Source organism: Streptomyces sp. JJ38 (assembly GCF_019303475.1).
GTDB lineage: Bacteria > Actinomycetota > Actinomycetes > Streptomycetales > Streptomycetaceae > Streptomyces.
Map to the genome: position 1 here is coordinate 88,271 of NZ_JABLSI010000002.1, position 22,195 is coordinate 110,465.

The 22,195-nt window shown below is 73.6% G+C and carries 19 protein-coding genes and 1 riboswitch; of the genes, 11 read left to right on the forward strand and 8 right to left on the reverse strand.

Annotated features, from left to right (window positions below; translation table 11 throughout):
• Window positions 1–22: 22 nt before the first annotated feature.
• From HPT28_RS01590 to HPT28_RS01610, 5 genes are all read left to right on the forward strand, one after another.
• A complete protein-coding gene (locus HPT28_RS01590) occupies window positions 23–913 on the forward strand; it encodes a 4'-phosphopantetheinyl transferase superfamily protein (RefSeq protein WP_219088422.1) in 891 nt (296 codons plus the stop codon).
• 141 nt (window positions 914–1,054) lie between these two features.
• Window positions 1,055–2,647 carry an acyl-CoA carboxylase subunit beta gene (locus HPT28_RS01595; protein WP_219088530.1) on the forward strand — a complete coding sequence of 531 codons (1,593 nt, stop codon included), beginning with the start codon at window positions 1,055–1,057 and terminating at the stop codon, window positions 2,645–2,647.
• 46 nt (window positions 2,648–2,693) lie between these two features.
• Window positions 2,694–3,095 (forward strand): acyl-CoA carboxylase epsilon subunit, encoded by a 402-nt coding sequence (locus tag HPT28_RS01600; protein ID WP_257577902.1) that lies wholly within the window; start codon window positions 2,694–2,696, stop codon window positions 3,093–3,095.
• 214 nt (window positions 3,096–3,309) lie between these two features.
• Window positions 3,310–4,140, forward strand: a complete 831-nt coding sequence (locus tag HPT28_RS01605; protein ID WP_219088424.1) for an AfsR/SARP family transcriptional regulator — start codon at window positions 3,310–3,312, stop codon at window positions 4,138–4,140.
• 212 nt (window positions 4,141–4,352) lie between these two features.
• Window positions 4,353–5,045: a disulfide bond formation protein DsbA gene (locus HPT28_RS01610; protein WP_219088426.1), complete on the forward strand. Its 693-nt coding sequence runs from the start codon at window positions 4,353–4,355 to the stop codon at window positions 5,043–5,045.
• A gap of 105 nt (window positions 5,046–5,150) precedes the next feature.
• Here HPT28_RS01610 and HPT28_RS01615 read toward each other — a convergent pair whose 3' ends face one another.
• Window positions 5,151–6,092 (reverse strand): aromatase/cyclase, encoded by a 942-nt coding sequence (locus tag HPT28_RS01615; RefSeq protein WP_219088427.1) that lies wholly within the window; start codon window positions 6,090–6,092, stop codon window positions 5,151–5,153.
• 498 nt (window positions 6,093–6,590) lie between these two features.
• Here HPT28_RS01615 and HPT28_RS01620 point away from each other — a divergent pair, with 498 nt between their 5' ends.
• From HPT28_RS01620 to HPT28_RS01645, 6 genes are all read left to right on the forward strand, one after another.
• Complete coding sequence (locus HPT28_RS01620; RefSeq protein ID WP_219088429.1) at window positions 6,591–7,385, forward strand: cupin domain-containing protein; 795 nt, start codon at window positions 6,591–6,593, stop codon at window positions 7,383–7,385.
• 8 nt (window positions 7,386–7,393) lie between these two features.
• Window positions 7,394–9,238 (forward strand): asparagine synthase (glutamine-hydrolyzing), encoded by a 1,845-nt coding sequence (gene asnB / locus HPT28_RS01625; RefSeq protein WP_219088431.1) that lies wholly within the window; start codon window positions 7,394–7,396, stop codon window positions 9,236–9,238.
• On the forward strand, window positions 9,235–10,284 hold the full coding sequence (locus HPT28_RS01630; RefSeq protein WP_219088432.1) for a PrpF domain-containing protein: 1,050 nt from the start codon (window positions 9,235–9,237) through the stop codon (window positions 10,282–10,284). The genes asnB and HPT28_RS01630 overlap by 4 nt, the downstream gene beginning before the upstream one ends.
• On the forward strand, window positions 10,263–11,468 hold the full coding sequence (locus HPT28_RS01635; protein WP_219088434.1) for an acyl-CoA dehydrogenase family protein: 1,206 nt from the start codon (window positions 10,263–10,265) through the stop codon (window positions 11,466–11,468). Before HPT28_RS01630 ends, HPT28_RS01635 begins: the two co-directional genes overlap by 22 nt.
• A 241-nt stretch (window positions 11,469–11,709) precedes the next feature.
• Window positions 11,710–13,179, forward strand: coding sequence for a dihydroorotase family protein (locus HPT28_RS01640; protein WP_219088435.1), 1,470 nt, complete (start codon window positions 11,710–11,712; stop codon window positions 13,177–13,179).
• A 136-nt stretch (window positions 13,180–13,315) separates the two neighbouring features.
• Window positions 13,316–13,975, forward strand: coding sequence for a DsbA family protein (locus HPT28_RS01645; RefSeq protein ID WP_219088438.1), 660 nt, complete (start codon window positions 13,316–13,318; stop codon window positions 13,973–13,975).
• Between the two features lie 84 nt (window positions 13,976–14,059).
• On the opposite strand, the gene HPT28_RS01650 is transcribed toward HPT28_RS01645, so the two are convergent.
• The 7 genes from HPT28_RS01650 to HPT28_RS01680 all read right to left on the reverse strand — a co-directional run bounded on the left by HPT28_RS01650 (window position 14,060) and on the right by HPT28_RS01680 (window position 22,150).
• Window positions 14,060–15,442, reverse strand: a complete 1,383-nt coding sequence (locus tag HPT28_RS01650) for an NAD(P)/FAD-dependent oxidoreductase (protein ID WP_219088439.1) — start codon at window positions 15,440–15,442, stop codon at window positions 14,060–14,062.
• A gap of 661 nt (window positions 15,443–16,103) precedes the next feature.
• Window positions 16,104–17,057: a Ppx/GppA phosphatase family protein gene (locus HPT28_RS01655; RefSeq protein WP_219088441.1), complete on the reverse strand. Its 954-nt coding sequence runs from the start codon at window positions 17,055–17,057 to the stop codon at window positions 16,104–16,106.
• Entirely contained in the window at window positions 17,054–17,611 is a 558-nt protein-coding gene (locus HPT28_RS01660) for a DUF501 domain-containing protein (RefSeq protein WP_219088444.1), read from the reverse strand. Before HPT28_RS01660 ends, HPT28_RS01655 begins: the two co-directional genes overlap by 4 nt.
• A gap of 49 nt (window positions 17,612–17,660) precedes the next feature.
• Window positions 17,661–18,143, reverse strand: a complete 483-nt coding sequence (locus HPT28_RS01665) for a septum formation initiator family protein (protein ID WP_219088446.1) — start codon at window positions 18,141–18,143, stop codon at window positions 17,661–17,663.
• A 165-nt stretch (window positions 18,144–18,308) separates the two neighbouring features.
• A complete protein-coding gene (gene eno / locus HPT28_RS01670; protein WP_219088448.1) occupies window positions 18,309–19,589 on the reverse strand; it encodes a phosphopyruvate hydratase in 1,281 nt (426 codons plus the stop codon).
• Window positions 19,590–19,959: 370 nt separating this feature from the next.
• Window positions 19,960–20,652, reverse strand: a complete 693-nt coding sequence (locus HPT28_RS01675) for a transglycosylase family protein (protein ID WP_219088450.1) — start codon at window positions 20,650–20,652, stop codon at window positions 19,960–19,962.
• Between the two features lie 6 nt (window positions 20,653–20,658).
• A riboswitch (cyclic di-AMP (ydaO/yuaA leader) is annotated at window positions 20,659–20,824 on the reverse strand.
• A gap of 255 nt (window positions 20,825–21,079) precedes the next feature.
• A complete protein-coding gene (locus tag HPT28_RS01680; protein WP_219088452.1) occupies window positions 21,080–22,150 on the reverse strand; it encodes a transglycosylase family protein in 1,071 nt (356 codons plus the stop codon).
• Window positions 22,151–22,195 lie beyond the last annotated feature (45 nt).

The window sequence follows — 22,195 nt, forward strand, 5'->3', positions numbered from 1 at the left end:
CAACCAGGCGAAGGAGACGGTCATGGCGGTAGGCAGCGGACTGGTGGGCCCGCCCCCGGTTCGGGTGAGCGGCGAGGACGGCCCGTGGGACGGGCTCGACACCGCCCTGCACAGCGGCGCCGGCGGGTACGTCACGGCGTACGGGTTCCTCGCAGACTGGGAACCGGGGCGGCTGTCCGAGGGTGAGCTGACCCGGCTGCTGGGCAGCGAGGCCGGGCGCTACGAGCAGCTCGGCAGCCTCGAGGCGCGGCGGCGGTTCGCGGCCTCGCGGGTGCTGCTCAAGCGGGTGGCGGCGACGGTGCTGGACGCCCACCCCGGCCAGCTCGAGCTGGCCCGCAATCCCAACGGGCGCCCCTACATCCGGGGGTGCGGGCAACTGGAGATGTCCCTCAGCCACACCGGCGAGGTGATGGTCGTCGGGCTCAGCCGCCGGGGCGCGATCGGCGTCGACGTCGAACCCGCGAGCCGCTCGGTGTACGGGCGGGGGCTGGAGGACGACGTGTGCACCCAGCACGAGCGGGACGCCCTGGAGTGGCTCCCGGAGGAGGACCGCAACGCGGCGGTCATCCGGCTGTGGACGCTCAAGGAGGCCTACAGCAAGGCCCTCGGGCACGGGCTGCGGCTGCCGTTCCACTCCTTCGGCTTCACCACTCCGCTCACCCCGACCGCGGTGCCCAGGCTGCTGCGCGTGGACGGCTCGCCCGCGCCCGACACGGGCTGGCAGTTCGAGACGCACCCGCTGCCCGAGGGCTTCACGGTGAGCGTCGCGGTGGAGCCGGGCCCGGCCGGGGACCGTCCCCGGGCGCACGCCGCCGCGCTGCTCGACGGCCGCGTCACTTCAGCCGTTCTCGGCTGCTATCTCAAGGACGACGCGAAGCGCGGCGCCGAAGCTGGGGGAGGCGCGGGCCGCTGACCCGCCGGCCCGCGCCGAACCGACCGAATCCACCGAAGCGTCAGGCGGCCGGCGAGCCGCCGGCCATGTCCGTCCCGGCACCGCACCGGCGCGGGGACGGGCAGGAAAGGGGCACGCGTGAGCGTCGCACAGGACACCCCGCTGCGGAACACCGCCGAGCCCGAGCAGAGCACGCCGCCTCCGAACGGAACCCGGGCCCGTGCCGCTGAGCTGGCGGAGCTGCGGGAGCGCGTCGAGGCGGGGCCGGGTGAGAAGGCCACGGCCGCCCAGCGGGCCAAGGGGAAACTCACCGCGCGGGAGCGGATGGAACTCCTCTTCGACCCGGGGACGTTCGTCGAGACGGAGAGTCTGCGACGGCACCGGGCGACCGGTTTCGGGCTGGAGGCCAAGCGGCCGCACACCGACGGCGTCCTCACCGGCTGGGGGAAGGTGAACGGGCGGACGGTGTTCGCCTACGCGCACGACTTCCGCATCTTCGGCGGCGCGCTCGGCGAGGCGCACGCGCAGAAGATCCACAAGGTGATGGACCTGGCCGAGAAGGCCGGGGCGCCCATCGTCGGGCTCTGCGACGGTGCCGGGGCCCGCATCCAGGAGGGCGTGACGGCGCTCGCCGGATACGGCGGCATCTTCCAGCGCAACGTGCGCAACTCCGGGGTGATTCCGCAGATCAGCGTCATCATGGGGCCGTGCGCCGGCGGCGCCGCGTACTCCCCCGCCCTCACCGACTTCGTGTTCATGGTCAAGGGCACGGCGCAGATGTTCATCACCGGCCCCGACGTCGTCCAGGCGGTGACGGGCGAGCGCATCACCCACGAGGAGCTGGGCGGCGCCGACGTGCACGCGACCACGTCCGGCGTCGCGGGCTTCACGTACGACGACGAGCGGTGCTGTCTGAAGGACGTCCGGCACCTGTTGGCCTACCTGCCCTCCAACAACCGCGAGCTGCCGCCCGTCGAACCCGCCGGCGATCCGGCCGACCGGCGCACGGACGCGCTGCTCGACCTCGTCCCCGCGGACCCGAACCGCTCCTACGACGTCTCCCAGGTGCTCGCCGAGATCGTGGACCACGGCGAGTGGTTCGAGGTGCACGAGCGCTGGGCGCCCAACGTGGTGTGCGCGCTGGCCCGGATGGACGGCCACGTCGTCGGCATCGTCGCCAACCAGCCCTCGCGGCTGGCCGGCGTCCTGGACATCGAGTCCGCGGAGAAGGCCGCGCGCTTCGTCCAGATGTGCGACGCCTTCAACATCCCGCTCGTCACGCTGGTGGACGTGCCCGGCTTCCTGCCGGGCGTCGGCCAGGAGCACGGCGGCGTCATCCGGCACGGGGCGAAGCTGCTGTACGCGTACTGCAACGCGACGGTTCCGCGCGTCCAGCTCATCATGCGCAAGGCCTACGGGGGCGCGTACATCGTGATGGACTCGCGTTCCATCGGCACCGACGTCTCCCTGGCCTGGCCGATCAACGAGATCGCCGTCATGGGGGCGGAGGCGGCGGCGAACGTCGTCTTCCGACGGGAGATCGCCGCCGCGCCGGACCCGGACGCGGCCCGGAACGAACGCATCGCGGAGTACCGCCGGGAGCTGATGCACCCCTACTACGCGGCGGAACGCGGCCTCGTCGACGACGTGATCGACCCCGGCGAGACACGGACCGCCCTCGTCAAGGCGCTGGCCATGCTGCGCGACAAGCACGCGCCACTGCCCAGCCGCAAGCACGGAAACCAGCCGCAGTAGGCCGCCCGGCCGCACGGCCGGGCCGCCGTCCCCACCGGGAGGACCCATGGCACAGGTGACACAGGCGACGCCCCAGACCGACACGCCGCGGCCGGTGCCGCGCGCGGACGTCCGGCCCGGGCCGCCGTCCGCGGCCGCGCGGCCGACCCCACGGCGGTCCACGCATCCGCCGTCCGCGCCGGAGCACGCCGCCCCCGAGCCGTCCGCGGTTCCGCCGTCCCGGGTGCTCGGCGCGGCGTCCTGGCGCATCACCCGCGGCTCCCCCACCGCCGAGGAGCTGGCCGCGCTGGCCGTCGTGCTCAGCGCCCGGCTGCGGGCGCGGGCGGCCGAGGAGGAGGCCGAGGCCACGCGCAACACCGTGTACTGGGGGACGATGAGCCGCCCCGACCATCCGGCGGCCCGGTCGTGGGTGCACCAGCCGTTGCCCGGCTGGCGCAGCGCGGCCTGACTCCGTCCGCGCGGCCGGAGCGGCGGTCCGCACCGCCCGAACGGCCCCTGTCCGTCATGGCGTCGACGCACGCGGACCGATCCGGTTTGGCCCGATGTGACACTCTCGGCCATCCACGATGGGGAATTGCCCGCACCCCGCCTACCGTTTCGGAAGGCACCCTCGGAGAAGAACGCGGTATCGCATTCTTCACTCGTGAAGAGGAGCATGTGCAGTGCGATTCAATCTCATCGGCCCGTTCGAAATCGTCAGTGACGACGGCAGGACGCATCTGCCCAGTACCCCCAAGGTCTGCCAGACGCTCGCCCTGCTGCTGACCCGGCCCAACGAAATCGTGACCTCGGACTGCCTCATTCAGGAACTCTGGGGCGAACGGCCGCCCCGCAGCGCCATAACGACGCTTCAGACGTACATCTACCACGCCCGGCGCATGTTCGAGAGTGAGCAACTCATTCCCTCCGAACGGGCCCTGCTGGTGACCCACGCTCCGGGATATCTGATCGCGGTGGAGGACGACGAGGTCGACATCCGGATCTTCGAACGGCTGGTCGCCCGCGCCCACACCGAGCTGAGCCAGGGGCAGCCGGCCGCCGCGGCCGGGCACCTCAACCGCGCCCTGTCCCTGTGGCGGGGGCCCGCGCTGTCGAACATTCCCGCCGGCGACATGTTGGGCGGTCACATCGTCCACCTGGAGGAGGTGCGCATCCGGGCCCTGGAGCTGCGGATCGAGGCCGACAACCAGCTCGGGCGGCAGCGCGAGTCGATCCCGACGCTGCGCAAGCTGGTCAACGACTACCCGCTGAACGAGTGGTTCCACGGGCAGCTCATCGCGGCGCTCGGCGCGGCGGGGCGGCGCGCCGAGGCGCTGCAGGCCTACCAGAACCTGCGCCGCATCCTCCACGACGAGCTGGGGCTCGAGCCCAGCCCCGAGCTGCAGCGCCTGCAGCTCCAGGTCCTCAACCCCGCTCCGTCGGACAGCGCTTCGTCGACGCCGGTGGGCGTCGCCCAGCCGCGGGACCAGCTGCGCATCCCCACGTTCGCCTGACCCCACGGGCTGCCCGACGCGTCACCGCCCCGCTGAACAGGCCCAGCGGGGCGGTGACGTGTCCGGCTCCACCGGCGGCCCGCCAGAAACGCCACCGCGACGCCACCGCCAAGCCCTGCGAGGCGCCGCGCCGGACGGATCCACCGGGGTTCGAGTCGTACTCGAACCCCGGTGGAGACCATGCCGACGGACTTCCGAGGAGAGGCGAACCGATGGACCAGAGCAGAGTCGTCTACGACGAGGTGGACCTCTGGTTCGACCCCCTGTGCAGCCGTACGTGGATCACGTACCGCTGGCTGCGGGAGGTGGAGCGGGTGCGCCCGGTGCGGGTGCGGCCGCACTGCGCCGGAGTCGCCGTGATGCGTGCCGACGCCCTTCCCGGCGGCGCCCCGGAGGGCCCCGACCCGGCCCGCGGACCGGCCCGGGTGCTGGCCGCCGCCGGGGTGGAACGCGGTCGCTGCACGCTCGCCCCGCTCTACGAGGCGATGGCGCGGCGGCTGCACACCGAGGGCGGCGGGCTGGCGGGCTGGTGCGAGCGGTGGGACGGCACCGACCCGGGGCCGACGGTGGACGATCCGATCCGGGCGGCGCTCATGGAGGTCGGCCTCTGCCCCTCGCTGGCCCGCGAGATGGCGGTGAGCACGTGGGACGACGTCCTGCGCGCGGAGCACCGCAGGATACCCGGCGCCGGGGAGGGCCCCGGCGCGGCCGCGGTGACGGACGTGCCCGTGCTCTCCGTCAACGGCCACGTGGGCCGGTACGGCCCGGTGCTGAGCGCGATTCCGGCCGACGAGCGCGCCGGGCGGGTGTGGGACGGGTTCCGGGCCATCGCGAGCGAGGAGCTGATCGTCGAGGTGCGCCAGGTGACGTGGGGAGGGGAGCCCGCGCCGGACGCCGGGCCGTGACGCCGCGGCCCGGCCCCGGCTGCGCCCCGGCCCCGCCGGGACTCCGTCGTCCCGGCGGGGCCGGGGGAATGGGCGACGAGCCCGGGGCCCCGGGCTCGTCGCCGCTCACACGCGGGCCCGCTCCGCGTGGTCCTTGGCGAACTCCAGCGTGGTCCGGCTGGTGGCGCCCAGCACGGACCGCACGAAGTCCCCGGCCTCCCGGATCCCCGCCTCGGGGCCGAGCACCCCGGGGATCTGGCGCGGGTTGAGCACCACCGTGTGGTGGACGGTGGCGGTCGTGATCCCGGTGATGTCCTCGTCGAACTCCCAGCGGCCGGTGTGCAGCCGCAGCAGGGCCGGCAGCGTGGTCTGCTTGAACGCGACGAGCCGGTGCGGGAAGCGGACCCGCAGCGACTCGGTGGTCTGCGAGGAGCCGTCCCCGGTGAGGGTTTCCAGGCGCAGCCGCTGAAGCCCAAAGTCCGCCTCGCGCACGTCCACGTCGACGATGTGCGGCAGCCGGTCCCGCCAGTGCCGGGCCTCGGCGACGAAGTCGTAGACGTCTGAGACGGGGGCGTCGATCCGTACCGACTCCCGGAAGACGAGCGTCAGTTCCGGGGACCCGAGGACGAGTTCGAGGTTGGCGCGCAGGGCGTCGAGCTCCACGGGGCTGCCGTGGTCGACGGCGCTGTCGATGCGGGCGAGCAGCTCGGCGTCGTCGTCCTTCGCACGGTAGGTGAGCAGGAGCCGCACCCGGCACCGCCCCTCGCCGAGCGGCTCGACGATCCAGGTACCGCCCATGGCCGCGACCGGCGGGACGGGAACCTCCTGCCGGAACGTGATGCGTCCGGCCGCGGGCTGCAGGGTGCGCCGGGACGTCCAGTGGCGGACCTCGCCGTCCACGCTGGCCCAGACCCGGACGCGCTCCTGGTTCCCCGTCAGGTCCCGCTGGTCGACGTGGACGGCCGGAGGGAAGATCAGCGGCCAGTTCGCGACGTCGGCGATCACCCGGTACACGTCCGACGCCGACGCGTCGACCACTGTGTCGTGCTCGACCTCACGCACGGTCATCAGGCTGCTCCTTGAAGCGGAGGAACGGTCGCGCGGCGAGCCGACCGCCGGGCCGGGGCACCCACGCCGAAAGCTCACAGACCGGCCTGGAACACGGCTCGAAAGGATCTCGCGGCCCGGCGGACGCCGAGTCCGGGCCACGCGGCGTGCCCACGCGAGCACGCTTCGAATGCGGGTCGAGCACGCCCGGCCACGCTCGGCGCGAGCAGTACGCGGCGGACGACGCGCCGGCGGAAGCGGACGGCCCCCTGTCGGCCCGCCCGCCTTCCACCGCCGGTCGAGCGGTTCGCGCAACCCTGCGGCACATGGAGGATCAGATGGTCATCACACGCACACCGCGGACGCGCCGTGAACCCGGCACGTCCGACGCGCCGGTCGCCGCGGGGTGGCACGGGTGACCGCCGCCGCGATCTCCGACCCCGACGGCACCCTGGCCGACACCCCGCCCGTCAGCAACCGGCTGCTCGTCGCCCTCCTCGTCACCGAGGAGGCCGCGGCATGAGGGGCCTTGCCACCCGCGGGGCCGTGCTGCCCGCGCGGGAGCTGGAGTACGTCACGCGGAACGGCTGCCTGGTGGCCGAGGCCGTCGGACCGCGCCTGGGTGCCCGGATCGTGCGGCTCGACGTCGTCCGCGTCCCGGCGAACGGGCGCTGGAGGCCGGGCGGTTCGGCGGAGGAGGAGAACGTCGTCGTGGTGTTCGAGGGCGCCGGATCGGCCCGCGCCGGACGGGCCGAGCGGCTCGTCCGGCGCGCGGACACCGTCTACGCCCCCACCGGCGAACCGTACGGCCTCACGGCCGGGCAGGCCGGGCTGACCGCGTACGTGTGGCGCACCGTGCTGCGCCCCGGCCGCGCCCCCGGCCCCTCCCCGCGCCGCTTCTCGACGCTGTGGAACGGGGAGACGCAGCTCAGGGGCTTCACCGGCGTCGGCGCGGGGCCGGAGGCCTCACAGCGCACCGCGACGATGAACTTCCTCTTCTGGCCCGGCACCGGCTCCCCCCAGCTCTGTCTGCACTGCGGGGTCATGAACCCCGGCGAGTACTTCAACGTCCACGTGCACCCGGAGAGCGAGGAGGCGTTCATCGCGTTCGAGGGCGAGGGGCAGCTCCACCTGGACGGCCGGTGGTACGACGCCCGGCCCGGCGACGTGCTCTACGCGCCCCCGGGCGTGCCCCACGGCACCCGGCATCCCGTCGAGGACCCCGGCACGCCCCGGTTCGCCACCTGCGGCGGCCCGACCCCGTTCGATCCGGTCCTCTACGAGCGAGCCGGTGTATCGACCAAGGTTCGGTGATCTCTTCGATGTGCAGGATTCTCGGTCACTTCGACGCCCACTGCACGCGGGACGACCTGCGCGCGGTGGCCGAGGCCCAGCGCCACGGCGGCCCGGACGGACAGGCCCTGCGGTCCGGGGCCGGCTGGGCGCTCGGCAGCAACCGCCTGGCCGTCATGGACCCGGACGGCGGCGCCCAGCCCTACACGCTGACGACGGCCCCGGGAGAGATCGTCGCCGTCTTCAACGGGGAGCTGTACAACCACCGGGAGCTGCGGGAGAGGCTCGGCGCGCGGGGCCACGTCTTCACCGACGCCTGTGACGGCTCCGTCATCCCGGCCCTGTTCGCCGAGTTCGGACCGCGCTTCACCGAACTCCTCGACGGCATGTACGCGATCGCGCTGGTCGATCTGCGCGCCGAGCCCACGCTGTGGCTGTTCACCGACGAGGTCGGCATGAAACCGCTGTACCACCACTGGGACCCGGCGCGACGGCGGCTGCACTTCGCCTCCGAACTGCCCGCCCTGCTCACCTTCCCAGACGTGCCCGCAGCGCCGGTGCCCACCGGGCTCGACACCTACCTGGCCACCAAGACGCCCTTCGGCGAGCAGACCATGTTCGAGGGCGTCCGCGTCCTGCCCCCGGCCGCGACGGTCAGGGTCACCCGCTCGGGCGGGCTGACCCTCGTGCGGCGCCCGCCCGCCCCGGCCACCGAACCCCCGCACGGCACCGAACGGGAGGCCGCCGGCCGGGTGCGCGAGCTGCTGCGCACCCAGGTACACCGGCTCACCGAGGCGGACGTCCCCGTCGCCGCCATCACCAGCGGCGGGCTGGACTCCGGCCTGGTCACCGCGCTGGCGGCGGAGGCCGTGCCGGCGCTGCACACGTTCACCATCGCCTACACCGGCGACTGGCCCGCCGACGAACGGGCGTTCGCCCGCGCCGTCGCCGACCGGGCCGGGACCCGGCACCACCAGGTCGAGATCGACCCGGCGACGTTCCCCGCGCTGTCGGACACCGTCGTCCGCCACCTCGGCCAGCCCAACGCCGACCCCATCACCCTGAGCACGCACGCCCTGTTCGCCGCCGTGCGCCGCGCCGGGTTCCCCGTCGCGCTCACCGGCGACGCGGCCGACGAACTGTTCGGCGGCTACGACCGGCTCCACCGCGCCGTCCACGCCCCCGCCGGAACGGACTGGGTGCCCGGCTACGTGGAGGCGCTGGCCGCCGTTCCCGCCCCCCTGCGCGGCCGCCTCTACAGCTCCGACTACCGCGCCTTCATGGCCGACCACGGCTCGGTGAGCGAGGACATCACCGCCCGGCTGCGCCGGGACGGGAGCAGCCACCCCGACCGGCTGGCCGCACTCACCGCGTTCGAGGTCGGCGAGCGGCTGCCCGCCTACCACCTGCGCCGCGTCGACCATCTGAGCATGTCCTCCTCCGTGGAGGTCCGCCTGCCGTTCTGCCAGCCGGACGTCGTCCGCCACGCCCGCTCCCTGCCGTCCCGGCTCAAGCTCTCCGGCGGGCGGCGCAAGCGGGTGCTGTACGCGGCGGCCGGGGGCCTGCTGCCCGAGTCCGTCCTCACCCGGCCCAAGCAGCCGTTCACGCTGCCCGTGACGGCAATGCTCCGGCCGGGACAGCCGCTCATGGAGCACGCCCGCGAGCTGCTCGCCCCCGAACGGCTGCGCCGCCACGGGCTGCTCGACCCGCGGCAGGTCGAGGCGCTGTTCCGGGCGCAGTCCGCGGCACCGAGCGACCGGGCGGCCGCGGCGATCTGGGCGCTGACGGTGCACGAGCTGTGGCGGGAGCGGTTCTTCCCGGCCACGGCGCGGCGACGCGTGCTGGACCACAGAGTGCCGGAGGTGGCGGTGTGATCGGATACATCGCGCGGGCCATGGGGGCGCCGACCCCCACGCTCGTGCTGGACCAGCGGCAACTGCCCAAGGACGACGCACGGCTGCGCCCGGTCCTCAGCACGATCCGGGAGTGGCTGGAGGAGAACGGGCGCGGCGACATCCTCAAGTTCGCCCTCGTCGAACCCTCCGGACACCCCATGTTCGACCTGGACTACCGGTTCGTGCAGGGCCTGCCCACCGGCGTCGACCGGTTCGACTTCCACGGCAACTGCGGGCACTCCATCCTCGCCGCCGTCGTCGCGGCAGACGGCCAGGCGTGGCTGCCCCGGCTCGCGCCCGGCGGCCGGGTGCGGGTGCGCGTCGTCAACACCGGTGACCAGGTGGTGTGCGAGGTGGACGAGGCGCGGCGGCGCAGCGGCAGCTTCACGGTGCACTTCCTCCAGGACGCCGCCGCCCGCCTGGACGACCTCCTGCTGACCGGCAGCCCGGTGGACCAACTGCTCACGTCCACCGGTGTGCAGGCGGCCTCGCTGGTCTCCATCGGCAACCCGTACGTCTTCGTCGACGCCTCCGCCCTCGGCCTGCACAGCGCCCGGGAACTCTTCGAGGCGGGCGAGGAGACCTTCTCCCTGATGCTGGACATCCGCGCCGCCGCGGCCGAGCTGCTCCAGTGGCCCACCGACGGCATCTTCCCCAAGATCGCCGCCGTCGGCTGCTACGCCCCGGGACGGCTGGCCGTGCGGGCCATCTCCGTGCCCAAGTGGCACCCCAGCATCGCCCTTACCGGCACCACCTGCCTGGCCGGAGCCGCCAGCATCCCCGGCACCGTCCCCGAGCGGCTGGCCCGGCAGGCCGGGCTCCCCCGCGGCGTCATCGAGATCGACACACCGGGCGGCTCCACGGCCGCCACCGCCTCCGTCGCCGGGCGCGGGGACGGCGTCGACCTGCTGCACTGGGTCAGCGTCAGCCGCAAGCTCGCCCAGCTCGACGAGCCCGCCTGCATCGCTTCCCTGAAGAACTACGACTACAAGGAGGAGCCGGCATGGCAGCCGCTGACGGTCTGACCCGCCCGGGCGCCTCGGCCGCAGCGTCCGCCGTGGCGCCCGTCCGGGAGCAGCTGGCCGCCCGGTACGCGGAGTTCCTGGCCACCCTGCGGCACCTCGCGCCCGCGGCCGACGCGGCGGGCGCGCCGCCCGAGGGCACCCTCACCGCCCTGCGTGGCTCCGGCCTGCTCGGAGCCGCCGTTCCCGCCGCCCACGGCGGCGCGGGCGGGGACGCCGTGCTGACCAACCGGCTCGTCGAACTCGTGGCCACCGCCGACCCCTCGGTGGCCATCATCCTGTTCCAGCACTACGCCGTCAGCGCCCGCATCGCCGAGTGGGGCACCCCCGAGCAGCGGGCCCGCTGGCTGCCCCGGCTGGCCGACGGCTCCTGGCTCGCCGCCTCCGCCTGGAGCGAGTCCGGGGCTGGCGCGGACAAGCGGCACCTGGCCACCCGGGCCGTCCGCGCCGACGGCGGCTGGGTCCTGGACGGGGCCAAGACCTTCACCACCGGCGCCGGGATCGCCCAGCTCTACCTGGTGCTGGCCCAGTCCGCGCCGTCCGCCGAAGCCGCCCCGTCCGCCGAGCCCGCCGGGTCCGAGCGCGACGGATCCGGCTACGGCGGCGACGGGCAGACGTTCTACCTCGTCGAGGCGGACAACCCCGGACTCACCGCCGACACCGGCATGGACCTCGTCGGCATGCGCGCCTCGGCCACGGGCTTCGTCGAGCTGACGTCCTGCCGCGTCCCCGACTCGGCGGTGCTCGGCCCCGCCGGAGACGCGGTACGCGTCATCGCCGGGGTCCGGGAGTCCGGCGCCACCCTCGGGGCCGTCGCCGTCGGCATCGCCGAGGCGGCCTACCGGCTCGCCCTCGCGCACGCCGTACGGCGCGGACTCAAGGGCCAACAGGCCCTCCGTCACCGGCTGGTGGACCTGTCGGCCAAGGTGGCCGCCGCCCGCGCCCTGGTGGACAGCTCCGGCCGCCGCGACACGGCCGACCCGGGGGTCACCACGCTGCACAGCAAGCTCCTCGCCTCGCAGTGCTGCGAGGAGGTCACCGCGGAGGCGCAGCGCCTGCTGGGCGGCGCCGGCTACCTCCGCGAGCACCCGCTGAACCAACTGGCCCGGGACGCCCGCGCGGTGGGCCTCATGGGCCCGACCAACGACCTGTGCCGGGAGCTGGTGAGCACACCGTGGACCCACTGAACGGCAGGACCCTCCCGGCTCCCTCCCGGGGAGCGCCCCCGACCCGGCCGACCCGACCGGCCCGACCGGCCCGACCGGACCGACCGGCCCCGGCCACCCGACCCACCGACAGGACTCGCCCGAACCGCAGGACTCGACCGAGCCGCCCGTCCGGCCCGACCCGCCGGAGGGACGGCGCACGGCACACACCCAGTCAGCACGCGGCGCCCGCCCGGGGCGCCGTCCACGACAGGAGTCTCAGGTGAGCACCAACCACGATCTCGTCATCACCGGCGCGCGGGTGGTCACGCCCGACGGGGTGCACGACGGCGGCGTGGCGGTATCCGGAGAGCGGGTCGCCGCCATCTTCGCCGACGGCGCCGCCCCGCCCGCGGACCGCGTCATCGACGCCGCCGGACGCTACCTCCTGCCCGGACTCATCGACTCGCACGTCCACTTCCGCACCCCGGGCCTCACCCACAAGGAGGACTGGCCACACGGCAGCCGGGCGGCGGCCGCCGGCGGGGTGACCACCGTCATCGACATGCCCAACACCGAGCCCCCGCTCGTCGAACCCGAGCTGGCGGCGGAGAAGGCGGCGCTCGTCGCGGGGAACTCGCTGGTCGACTACCGCTTCCACATGGGCGTCACCGCGGACAGCGTCGAGAGCCTGCACCGGCTCCGGCCCCGGCAGGCCACGACGGTGAAGGTCTTCATGACCGGCCACCACACCGCCCCCCACATCATCCGCGACCCGGTCGTCCTCGACCGCATCTTCGCCGTCGCCGCCGAACGCGGCATCCGGCTCGTGCTGCACGCCGAGGACGACAGCGTCTTCGCCCTGCTGGACGAGTACCAGGACCCGCCGGCCGGGTACGACGCCTACGAGTCGGCGCACCCGCGCAGCGGCGGTATCGTCGCGGTCTCCCGGGTCATCGAGCTCGTCCGCAAGTACGGCACGGCGACGCACATCCTGCACGTCTCGTCCTCCGAAGAGTCGGACCTGCTCAAGGCGGCGGGCCGGGTCGGCCTGCCGATCACCTACGAGGTCACCCCGCACCACCTGTCCTTCTCCGCGCCCGACACCCAGCGGCTCGGCGCCCGTATCCGGCTGCGCCCGGCCATCCGCTGCCTCAAGGACCAGGGGCGCCTGTGGGAGGCCGTGATGGACGGCGGCGTGGCCACCATCGGCAGCGACCACGCGCCGCACACCAAGGAGGAGAAGGTCCTGGCCGTGGCCGACGCCCCGCCCGGACTGCCCGGCACCCAGGAGATGCTGATCGCCGTCCACACCGGCATGCGCCGCCGCTACCCGGACCTGGAGCAGGACGAGGTCATGACGCGCATCGCCCGGCTGTGCGCCGAGCGGCCCGCCGAGCTGTTCGGCCTCACCGCCCGCAAGGGCCGCATCGCCATCGGCCTCGACGCGGACCTCACCCTCTTCGACCCGGACGCGACGTGGATCATGTCCGCCGAGCACGCGGAGGCGAAGGTGGGCTGGTCCGCGTACGAGGGCTGGACGTTCACCGGGCGCACCGAACTGACCGTGCGGCGCGGTGAGGTCATCTTCGACGGCCGGCAGGAGAAGCCGCGTTTCGGCACTCCGACGGGCGTCTGGCTCGACGCGGAACCCTCCGTGCTCTCGGACTCCGCCCCCGCCCCCTCCCCCGACACCCCCCTCTCGCCCCTCCCGGCGGAGCCCCACCCGGCGCGCTTGGGAGGTCTGCGCTGAGTGCGGGGCTGGCCAGCGCAGCGCCGCACCCCGGCCCCGGGCGCCGACGCGCCCGGGGCCCCGCGGGCCCACGGCGTACCCGGGAAGCCCCGAAGCCGTGCGGCGTGACGACCGCAACCGAACCCCTGGAGCACCCATGCCCGCCGACACCGCACGCCGCGTCGTCGTCTACTCCGACATCGGCTGCCCCTGGGCCTCGCTCGCCCTGCACAACCTCCGCCGGGCCGCCCGCGCCCAGAACGTCGAACTCGCCGTCGAGCACCGGGCGTTCCCCCTGGAGCTGTTCAACTCCCGGCCCACACCCAAGCGCATCCTCGACCCCGAGATCGCCGTCGTCGCCGAGGTGGAGCCGGAGCTCGGCTGGCGGCCCTGGCAGCGGCCCGAGTCCGAGTACGCCGTGACCACGCTGCTGGCCATGGAAGCCGTCCAGGCGGCCCAGCACCTCGACGGCCTCGCCGCCGGCGACCAGCTCGACGCGGCGCTGCGGCACGCCTTCTACGCCGAGTCCCGCTGCGTCAGCGTGCACCCGGAGGTGATCGACGTCGCGACGGCCTGCCCGCTCGTCGACGCCGAGCGCCTCGACCACGCGCTGCGGCGCGGCACGCACCGGGCCGAGCTGTTCGGCCAGTGGGAGGAGGCCAAGGGCCCCTCGGTGCAGGGCAGCCCGCACTTCTTCCTCCCCGACGGCTCGGACGTCCACAACCCCGGCATCACCTTCACCTGGGCGAAGGGCACCCCCGCCCCCGTCGTCACCGACTACGACCCCACCGTGTTCGAGCGCATCACGAAGCGGTGAGCCGTCCGCGCGGGCACGCGAAGGGGCCGCCCTCCCCACGGATGGAGGGCGGCCCCTTTCGGCGTACCGGCTTCGGCGTACCGGCTACTTGGCGCCGGCCTTGGAGCGCTTCTCGGCCGAGGTCTCGGTCGGCACCGGGCGCGCGGCCTCGTAGAACTCCTCGCGCGGGTTCTCCATCGCCCCGAGGGAGACGACCTCGCGCTTGAGGAACATGCCGAGCGTCCAGTCGGCGAAGACGCGGATCTTGCGGTTCCAGGTCGGAACGGCCAGACCGTGGTACGTGCGGTGCATGTACCAGGCCAGGCGGCCGCGCAGCTTGATCTTGGCCTTGCCCATGACGATCATCGCGACGCCCTTGTGCAGGCCGAGGCCGGCCACCGCACCCTTGTTGGCGTGCTTGTAGTCGGCCTGCGGGAAGCCGCGCATGCCCGAGATGACGTTGTCACCGAGCACCTTGGCCTGGCGCAGCGCGTGCTGGGCGTTCGGCGGGCACCAGGCGTTCTCGTTGCCCGCCTCGCGCGCGGCGAGGTCGGGGATCTGCGCGTTGTCGCCCGCGGCCCAGATGTAGTCGCTCCCGGCCACCTGGAGCGTCGGCTGCGTGTCCACGTGACCGCGCGGGCCGAGCGGCAGGCCGTAGCGGGACAGCACCGGGTTCGGCTTGACGCCCGCGGTCCACACGATCGTGTTGGACTCGGCCTCCAGACCGTTGCTGAGCTTGACCAGGCCGTCCACGCAGGACTCCATGGACGTCTTCAGGTACACCTCGACGCCGCGCTTCTGGAGGTGCTCCTGGCCCCACTTGCCCAGCTCCGGGCCGACCTCGGGGAGGATCTTGTCGGCCACGTCGACGAGGACGAACCGCATGTCCTCGCGCTTGATGCTGGGGTAGTACTTGGCGGCGTCCCGCGCCAGGTCCTCGACCTCGCCGACCGTCTCGGCACCGGCGAAGCCACCACCGACGAAGACGAAGGTCAGCGCCTTGCGGCGGACGTCCTCGTCCGTCGTGGAGTCGGCCTTGTCGAGCTGCTCCAGAACGTGGTTGCGCAGGCCGATGGCCTCCTCGACACCCTTCATGCCGATGCCCTGCTCGGCCAGGCCGGGGATCGGGAAGGTGCGGGAGACGGCGCCGAGCGCGACGACGAGGTAGTCGAAGGGAAGCTCGTACGCCTCGCCGACCAGCGGGGTCACGGTGGCGACCTTGCGGTCCTGGTCGATGCTGCTCACGCGGCCGGTGAGGACCTCGGCCTTGGGCAGGACACGACGCAGCGGGACGACGACGTGACGAGGGGAGATGGAGCCGGCGGCGGCTTCGGGGAGGAAGGGCTGGTACGTCATGTAGGAGCGCGGGTCGACGACGGTGACCGTCGCCTCGCCGTACCGCATCTTCTTCAGTATGCGGCGCGCTGCGTACAGACCGACGTACCCACCACCTACGACGAGGATTCGAGGACGCTCCGTGGTGCTCATGCCATCGAGTATCCAGCACCCGATGGGACGGCGCTCGTGAGCCCCTTCACAAGGTTTCCCCACTCCTCTGCTACACTCCGCCGCCCCGTGATGGGAACCACATCCAGCACGGGAACTCGCCCCAGCTCACCGGGCCCTCCCACAAGGCTGTGAGCTGCGAGGTTTCGGCCGCACTCGGTGAACCCGACAGGAGCCGCAGGTTCCGCGCCCGCCTCGACGTCACCTCTGAAACGCAACCGAAACCCACCTCTCACCTCCGGAACGGATCTTCAGACCACCCAGAAGCAACGAATCGAGCCCCCCAGGGCACTTTTCCTTGTGAAGAACTTCACGAACTTTCTTGCCGAAGCCCGGGCCGGCCCCCTCGCCCCGGCGCTCAGGGGCCAGCCGCCAGCGCACGTCACGCTCCACGCTGAGCGTGACGGAGCCACCGCCGTCGAAGGCGGCGGTGGCTCCCACTCGTTGCAGGCGCCGCTGGTGTACCCCCGCGACGCCGGAGTGCCGTCGCGCATAACGGCACGGTACGGCCCGCCGCCATGCCTTCCGGATCGCCACGAGGGGCGGCGTCATGGCAGGTACCGGCGGCGCCCTGTTCCGGAACCTCTAGCGCCCCCGGCGCGGAACTGGTCCCGCGCCGGGGGCGCCGTCGTGTCTTCGCGGCTCAGACGGTGTCGTCGGGCACCAGGGACCAGCAGATGCCGTCGAGGATGTCGTGTTCCGAGACGACGACCTCGGTGGCGCCGGAGCGCTCCATGACGGCCTGGAGGATGACGGCACCGGCGGTGATGACGTCGACGCGGCCGGGGTGCATGACGGGGATCGCCTCGCGCTCGGCGTGGGTGGAGTGGACGAGGCGGTCGGTGACCTCGCGGACCTGGTCGAGCGAGACCCGGGCGTGGTGGATGGCGGCCGGGTCGTACTCGGGGAGGCCGAGGACGATGCCGGCGACCGTGGTGACGGAGCCGGCGAGGCCCACCAGGGTGCGGGCCGAGGCGAGGGGGACGCTTTCCTCGGCGAGGGTGAGGGCGGTGTCGACGTCGGCCCTTATGGCGGCGATCTGCTCGGCCGTGGGCGGGTCGGTGACGACGCCGTCCCGGACGAGGTGGCGCTCGGTCATGCGGACGCAGCCGATGTCCACGCTGCGGGCGGCGCTCACCTCGCCGGTGCCGATGACGAGTTCGGTGGAGCCGCCGCCGATGTCGGTGACGAGGTACGGGGTGTCGAGGCCGGAGGCGGTGAGCTCCCTCGTCGCGCCGGTGAAGGAGAAGGCGGCCTCCTGGTCACCGGTGACGACCTCGGGCTCGACGCCGAGGATGTCCACCACACCGCGCACGAACTCGTCCCGGTTCTCCGCGTCGCGGGAGGCGGAGGTGGCGACGAAGCGGACCCGGGAGGCGTCGAGGGAGCGGATGACGTCGGCGTACTCACGGCAGGCGGCGAAGGTGCGTTCCAAGGCCTCGGGGGCAAGGCGCCCGGTGCGGTCCACGCCCTGGCCGAGCCGGACGATCCGCATGCGGCGGTCCAGTTCCTTGAAGGCGCCGGTGGCCGGATCGAGGTCGGCGACGAGCAGGCGGATGGAGTTGGTGCCGCAGTCCACGGCGGCCACGCGGGTCATCGGTCGGTCTCCTCGGCGTCGGCGGCCCGGGTTCCGGTCTCGTCGGTGGTGACGCAGGGGCCCTTGCGCCACCACTCGGGGAGCAGCGCGATGGCCTCGTCGCCCAGGGGGTTGACGCCGGGTCCGGCGACGAGCGAGTGGGCGACGAGGACGTGCAGGCACTTGACGCGGTCGGGCATGCCGCCCGCGCTGGGGAAGCCCGCGAGGACCTCGATGGCGTCGCGCCGGGCGATGTAGTCCTCGTGCGCCGCACGGTACGCGGCGGCCAGCTCGGGGTCGGTGGCGAGCCGTTCCGTCATCTCCTTCATGACGCCCTCCGCCTCCAGGGTGCCGATGGCGGAGGCGGCCCGCGGGCAGGTCAGGTAGTACGTCGTGGGGAACGGAGTGCCGTCCTCCAGCCGTGGGGCCGTCTCGACGACGTCGGGCTGTCCGCACGGGCAGCGGTGGGCGATGGCCCGCAGACCGCGCGGCGGTCGGCCGAGCTGCGCCTTGAAGGCGGCGACGTCCGCGTCGGTGGGCGGCGTGGGGTCGGTCGGGGGCGGCGGAGTGTCCATGCGGGCGGTGGGTCTCTCGGGTCGGGATAGCAGGGGAAGGCGGGGCGGCTCAGCCCGCGTCCGCGCGGTCGAGGCCGTCGAAGAAGTTGGTGTACCAGGCGCGGTCGGCGGCGGCTTCCTCGCCGCGGCGGCGTGGCTCCTCTGTCTCGTCGCGGACGATGTAGCCGCGCTCGCCGACGCGGACGTAGTGCAGGTGTTCGCGGGCGAGCTGCTCGACGTAGGCCGGGTCCTGGAGGCGGGCCTTGAGCTCGCGCAGTTCGGCGACGCGCTCCTCCGTCTTCTTGAGCTTGCGGCGCTCCTCGGCGATGTCGGAGCGCTGGGAGACGTAGGTGCGCGTCGGGTAGGCGAGGGCGACGACGAGAGAGCACAGGACGAGCGCGAGGAGGGCGGCGCGCCCGGTGAGGCGGCTGCGGCGCGGCCCTGTGCGGAGCCGTCGGCTCTGCGCGCGGTAGACGCGCTCGGCGGCCTGTTCGCCCAGCGCCCTGAGCCGGGTCGCGGTGGAGAACCGGTCCCGTTCCGGGGCACCTCCCAAGGTTCTACCTCCCTGTTCCCTGTGCTCGCCGTGCCAGCGCTGCGGTCACGGTCCGCCGCCGGGCTCGTCCACCCGAACGGTCACGTCCCGGCCCACGGTACGCGGGACCGTGGGCCGGGACGCGGCGGCGTCCGGCGTCAGCCGACAACGTCAGCCCTTGACACGTCAGCCCTTGAAGCGCGGGAACGCGCTGCGGCCGGCGTAGACCGCGGCGTCGTCGAGGATCTCCTCGATGCGCAGGAGCTGGTTGTACTTGGCGACGCGCTCGGAGCGGGCCGGGGCACCGGTCTTGATCTGGCCGCAGTTGGTGGCGACGGCCAGGTCGGCGATGGTGACGTCCTCGGTCTCGCCGGAGCGGTGCGACATCATGCACTTGAAGCCGTTGCGCTGGGCCAGCTCGACGGCGTCGAGGGTCTCGGTCAGCGAGCCGATCTGGTTGACCTTGACCAGCAGGGCGTTGCCGGCCTTGTCGTCGATGCCGCGCTGCAGGCGCTCGGGGTTGGTGACGAACAGGTCGTCGCCGACAAGCTGGACCTTCTCACCGATCTGGGCGGTGATGGTCTGCCAGCCCTCCCAGTCGTCCTCGAACAGCGGGTCCTCGATGGAGACCAGCGGGTACGCCTCGGCCAGCTCGGCGTAGTAGGCGGTCATGTCGGCGGCGCTGCGGGACTGGCCCTCGAACTGGTAGGCGCCGTCCTTGTAGAACTCGGAGGCGGCGACGTCCAGGGCGAGCGCGATGTCGCGGCCGGGCGTGTAGCCGGCGGCCTTGACAGCCTCCAGGATGAGGTCGAGGGCCTCGCGGTTCGAGCCGAGGTTGGGCGCGAAGCCGCCCTCGTCGCCGAGGCCGGTGGACAGGCCGCGCTCCTTCAGGACGGCCTTGAGGGCGTGGTAGACCTCGGTGCCCCAGCGCAGCGCCTCGGAGAAGGACTCGGCGCCGATGGGCGCGATCATGAACTCCTGGATGTCCACGTTGGAGTCGGCGTGAGAGCCGCCGTTGAGGATGTTCATCATCGGGACGGGCAGCAGGTGCGCGTTGGGCCCGCCGAGGTACCGGAAGAGCGGCAGGTCGGAGGCCTCGGAGGCGGCGTGCGCGACGGCGAGTGAGACGCCGAGGATGGCGTTGGCGCCCAGCGAGGACTTGTCGGCGGTGGCGTCCAGGTCGAGCATGGCCTGGTCGATGAGGCGCTGCTCGGTGGCGTCGTAGCCCACCAGCTCGGGGCCGATCTGCTCGATGACGGCGAGGACCGCCTTCTCGACGCCCTTGCCGCCGTAGCGGGCCTTGTCGCCGTCGCGCAGCTCAAGGGCCTCGAAGGCGCCGGTCGAGGCGCCGGACGGCACGGCCGCGCGGCCGGTGCTGCTGTCGTCGAGGCCGACCTCTACCTCGACCGTGGGGTTGCCTCGCGAGTCGAGGATCTCGCGGGCTACGACGACGTCGATGGACGGCACGAGGTTCTCCTTCGTGTGGGTCGGTCTTCCTGAGGCAGGAGCCTAGCGGTCCGGTGGCCCGCGGTGGGCCCGCGGGCCGCGTCCGGGGCGAGGCGCCGCGGTGAATTCCCAGCTCAGAGGCGAACCAGGTTTTGTTCACTGACTGAAGATAATGCCGTCGTCTCGCTGTACGGACGGGTACGCCGACGGCGCGGCGGGCCCGCGGCGGGGAACCTGGCCGGCCCCGGGGCGGGGGGCCGCGGCGGGCCGACACGGAGGACACACCGGGCCCGGCACGGGGCGCGCGTCGGGCCCGGCGCAGGGGACGCGCGCCGGGCCCGACGACCGGGGTCACCGCCGGGGGGCAGCCCCCGGCGGTGACCCGCCCCGGTCACACCTTCAGGCGCTGACCGGGGAGGATCAGGTCCGGGTCGGCCCCGACGACGGCCTTGTTGCGGTCGTAGAGCTCCTGCCACGTCATGCCGTGGCGGTGGGCGATGGCGGCCAGCGTGTCACCGGGACGCACGACGTACGTGCCGCCCTTCCCCGACTGCCCCTTGGCGTCCTGCTGCGCGGGGGCGGCCTGCTGGGACTGCGGCGCCTGCCCCTGGCCCTGCTGCTGCGGCTGGGGGCGCGGCTGCCGCTGGGGGGCGGCGCCCCCACCCGGCGCCTGCGGGGCGACATCGGCGGGCGGGGCGCCGGCCGTGAGGCCGCCCTCCTCGGCGCAGGCCCAGGCCCCCGGGCCCTGCATCTCCAGGAGTCGCTCGGCGACGGCGATCTGCTGCTCCTTGGTGGCCAGATCGGCCCGCGGCGCGTACCGGAGTCCACCGGCCGCCTCCCAGCTCGACTGGGCGAACTGGAGCCCGCCGTAGTACCCGTTCCCCGTGTTGGTGCGCCAGTTCCCGCTCGACTCGCACTGGGCGACCTTCTCCCAGGTGTCGACGGAGGCGGCTTGCGCGCTGCTCGCCATCACCACCGGGCCGCCGACCGCGGCACCGGCGAATCCGGCGAGCGAGGCGGCGAGGCGGACGACGACGGGCTGACGGTTACGACTCTTGGCGGAGTCCTTGTCGGTGAACAGCATGGACGGTCTTCCTCACCGTACGCCTGCGAGGTGAGCTGTCGGGTTCGGACGCGTGAGTCGCCCGGTCCGGCGCGGCGTTTCCGCGCCGGGCTTCACCCCGAGCCGCCTGGGGCGGCACTCGCCTGGTTCCCCCGCTCCTGCCTGCGGTTCGCGGACGCGACGATGTTCCCGCCGACCGTCGGCAGGATTCGGCGTGACGGTCGGCGACCCCACGGGAGTGGGCGATGCGAACGTAGACCTACCGCAATAATCCGATCAAACACCCCTGAAACGGACACAAGGGGATGACTTGACGCCTCGTCATATCAATTCCGCAGGTCCCGGCACGTTTCACCGGGGCCCGCAACCCGGACACGCCCACGCGAGAATGTGACGATCGTCACATTGCACCCGAACGGGTGAGCCACGCGGTGCCCGGACCCGCCAACTAGTCCTGGATGGAGGGAAGTTGAAGCTCCTGTCCGGGCAGGATCAGGTCCGGATCGGCGCCGACGACGGACGCGTTGGCCGCGTACAACGCGGGCCAGCCGCCGTCCACACCCTGCTCCGCGGCGATCCCGGACAGCGAGTCCCCCGCGGCGACGAGGTACTCGACGGCCGGCTCCGCCGGAGCCGCGTGCCGCCCGGAACCGCGCTCGGAGCGGTCCGCCGCCTCCCGGCCGGACTCCCTCGGGTCACGGTCGCCGCGGTGACGCCCGGTGCCCTCCGTGCCGCCGTCGGAGTCCTCGTCGGGGGCGGAGGAGTCCACGTCGGGGGCGGACGGGCCGCCCGGGGTGGAGGAGTCCACGTCGGGGGCGGAGGAGTCGCCCGGCGCATCGCCCGGCACCCCGGTCGGCGTCTCGGTCGGCGTCTGACCCGGCGTCTGACCCGGCTGCCCGGTCGCCCCGTCGGAGGGCCCGTCGGACTCGGCGTCGGACCGCTCGCCGGGGCCCGGATTCCGCGCCCCCGGGGCCGCGTCCGTGCCCGCGTCGGGGGCCGGCGTCCCGGTGGCGTCGGGCGCGTCCGTCCCCGGCGCGCCCGGCTTCGGCGTGCCCTCGGCCGGGTGCTCGGCGTCACCCCTGCCATCCGGCCCGCCGGGGGCCGGGGGCGGCTGGGGTGCGGGCGTCTCCGTCACGCCGTTGACCGCGGCCGCCAGGCCGCTCGTCACGGCGCACGAGGGCCAGGCGTCCGGGCCCTCCGCCGCGAGGATGGCCTCGGCGACGGCGATCTGCTGCCCGCGGCTGGCGAGGTCCGGGCGGTCGGCGTGCACGGTGCCGCCGTACTGCTCCCAGGTTCGCTGGGTGAGTTGGAAGCCGCCGTAGTAGCCGCTGCCCTCGTTCGCGCTCCACGCGCCGCCGCTCTCGCACTCGGCGACGCGGTCCCACACGGCCCCGTCGGCGGCCTGGGCGCCGGAGGCCGCGAAGAGCGGCAGGGCCATCCCCGCGCCGGTCACCCCCGCGGCGACGACGACGGCAGGGGCCTGACGAGGGCGACGATGCCGCCCGCTCCCGGAACGCATGCGGTGACCTCTCCTGAGACGACGAGCGGTCCCGCGACGGGGTCC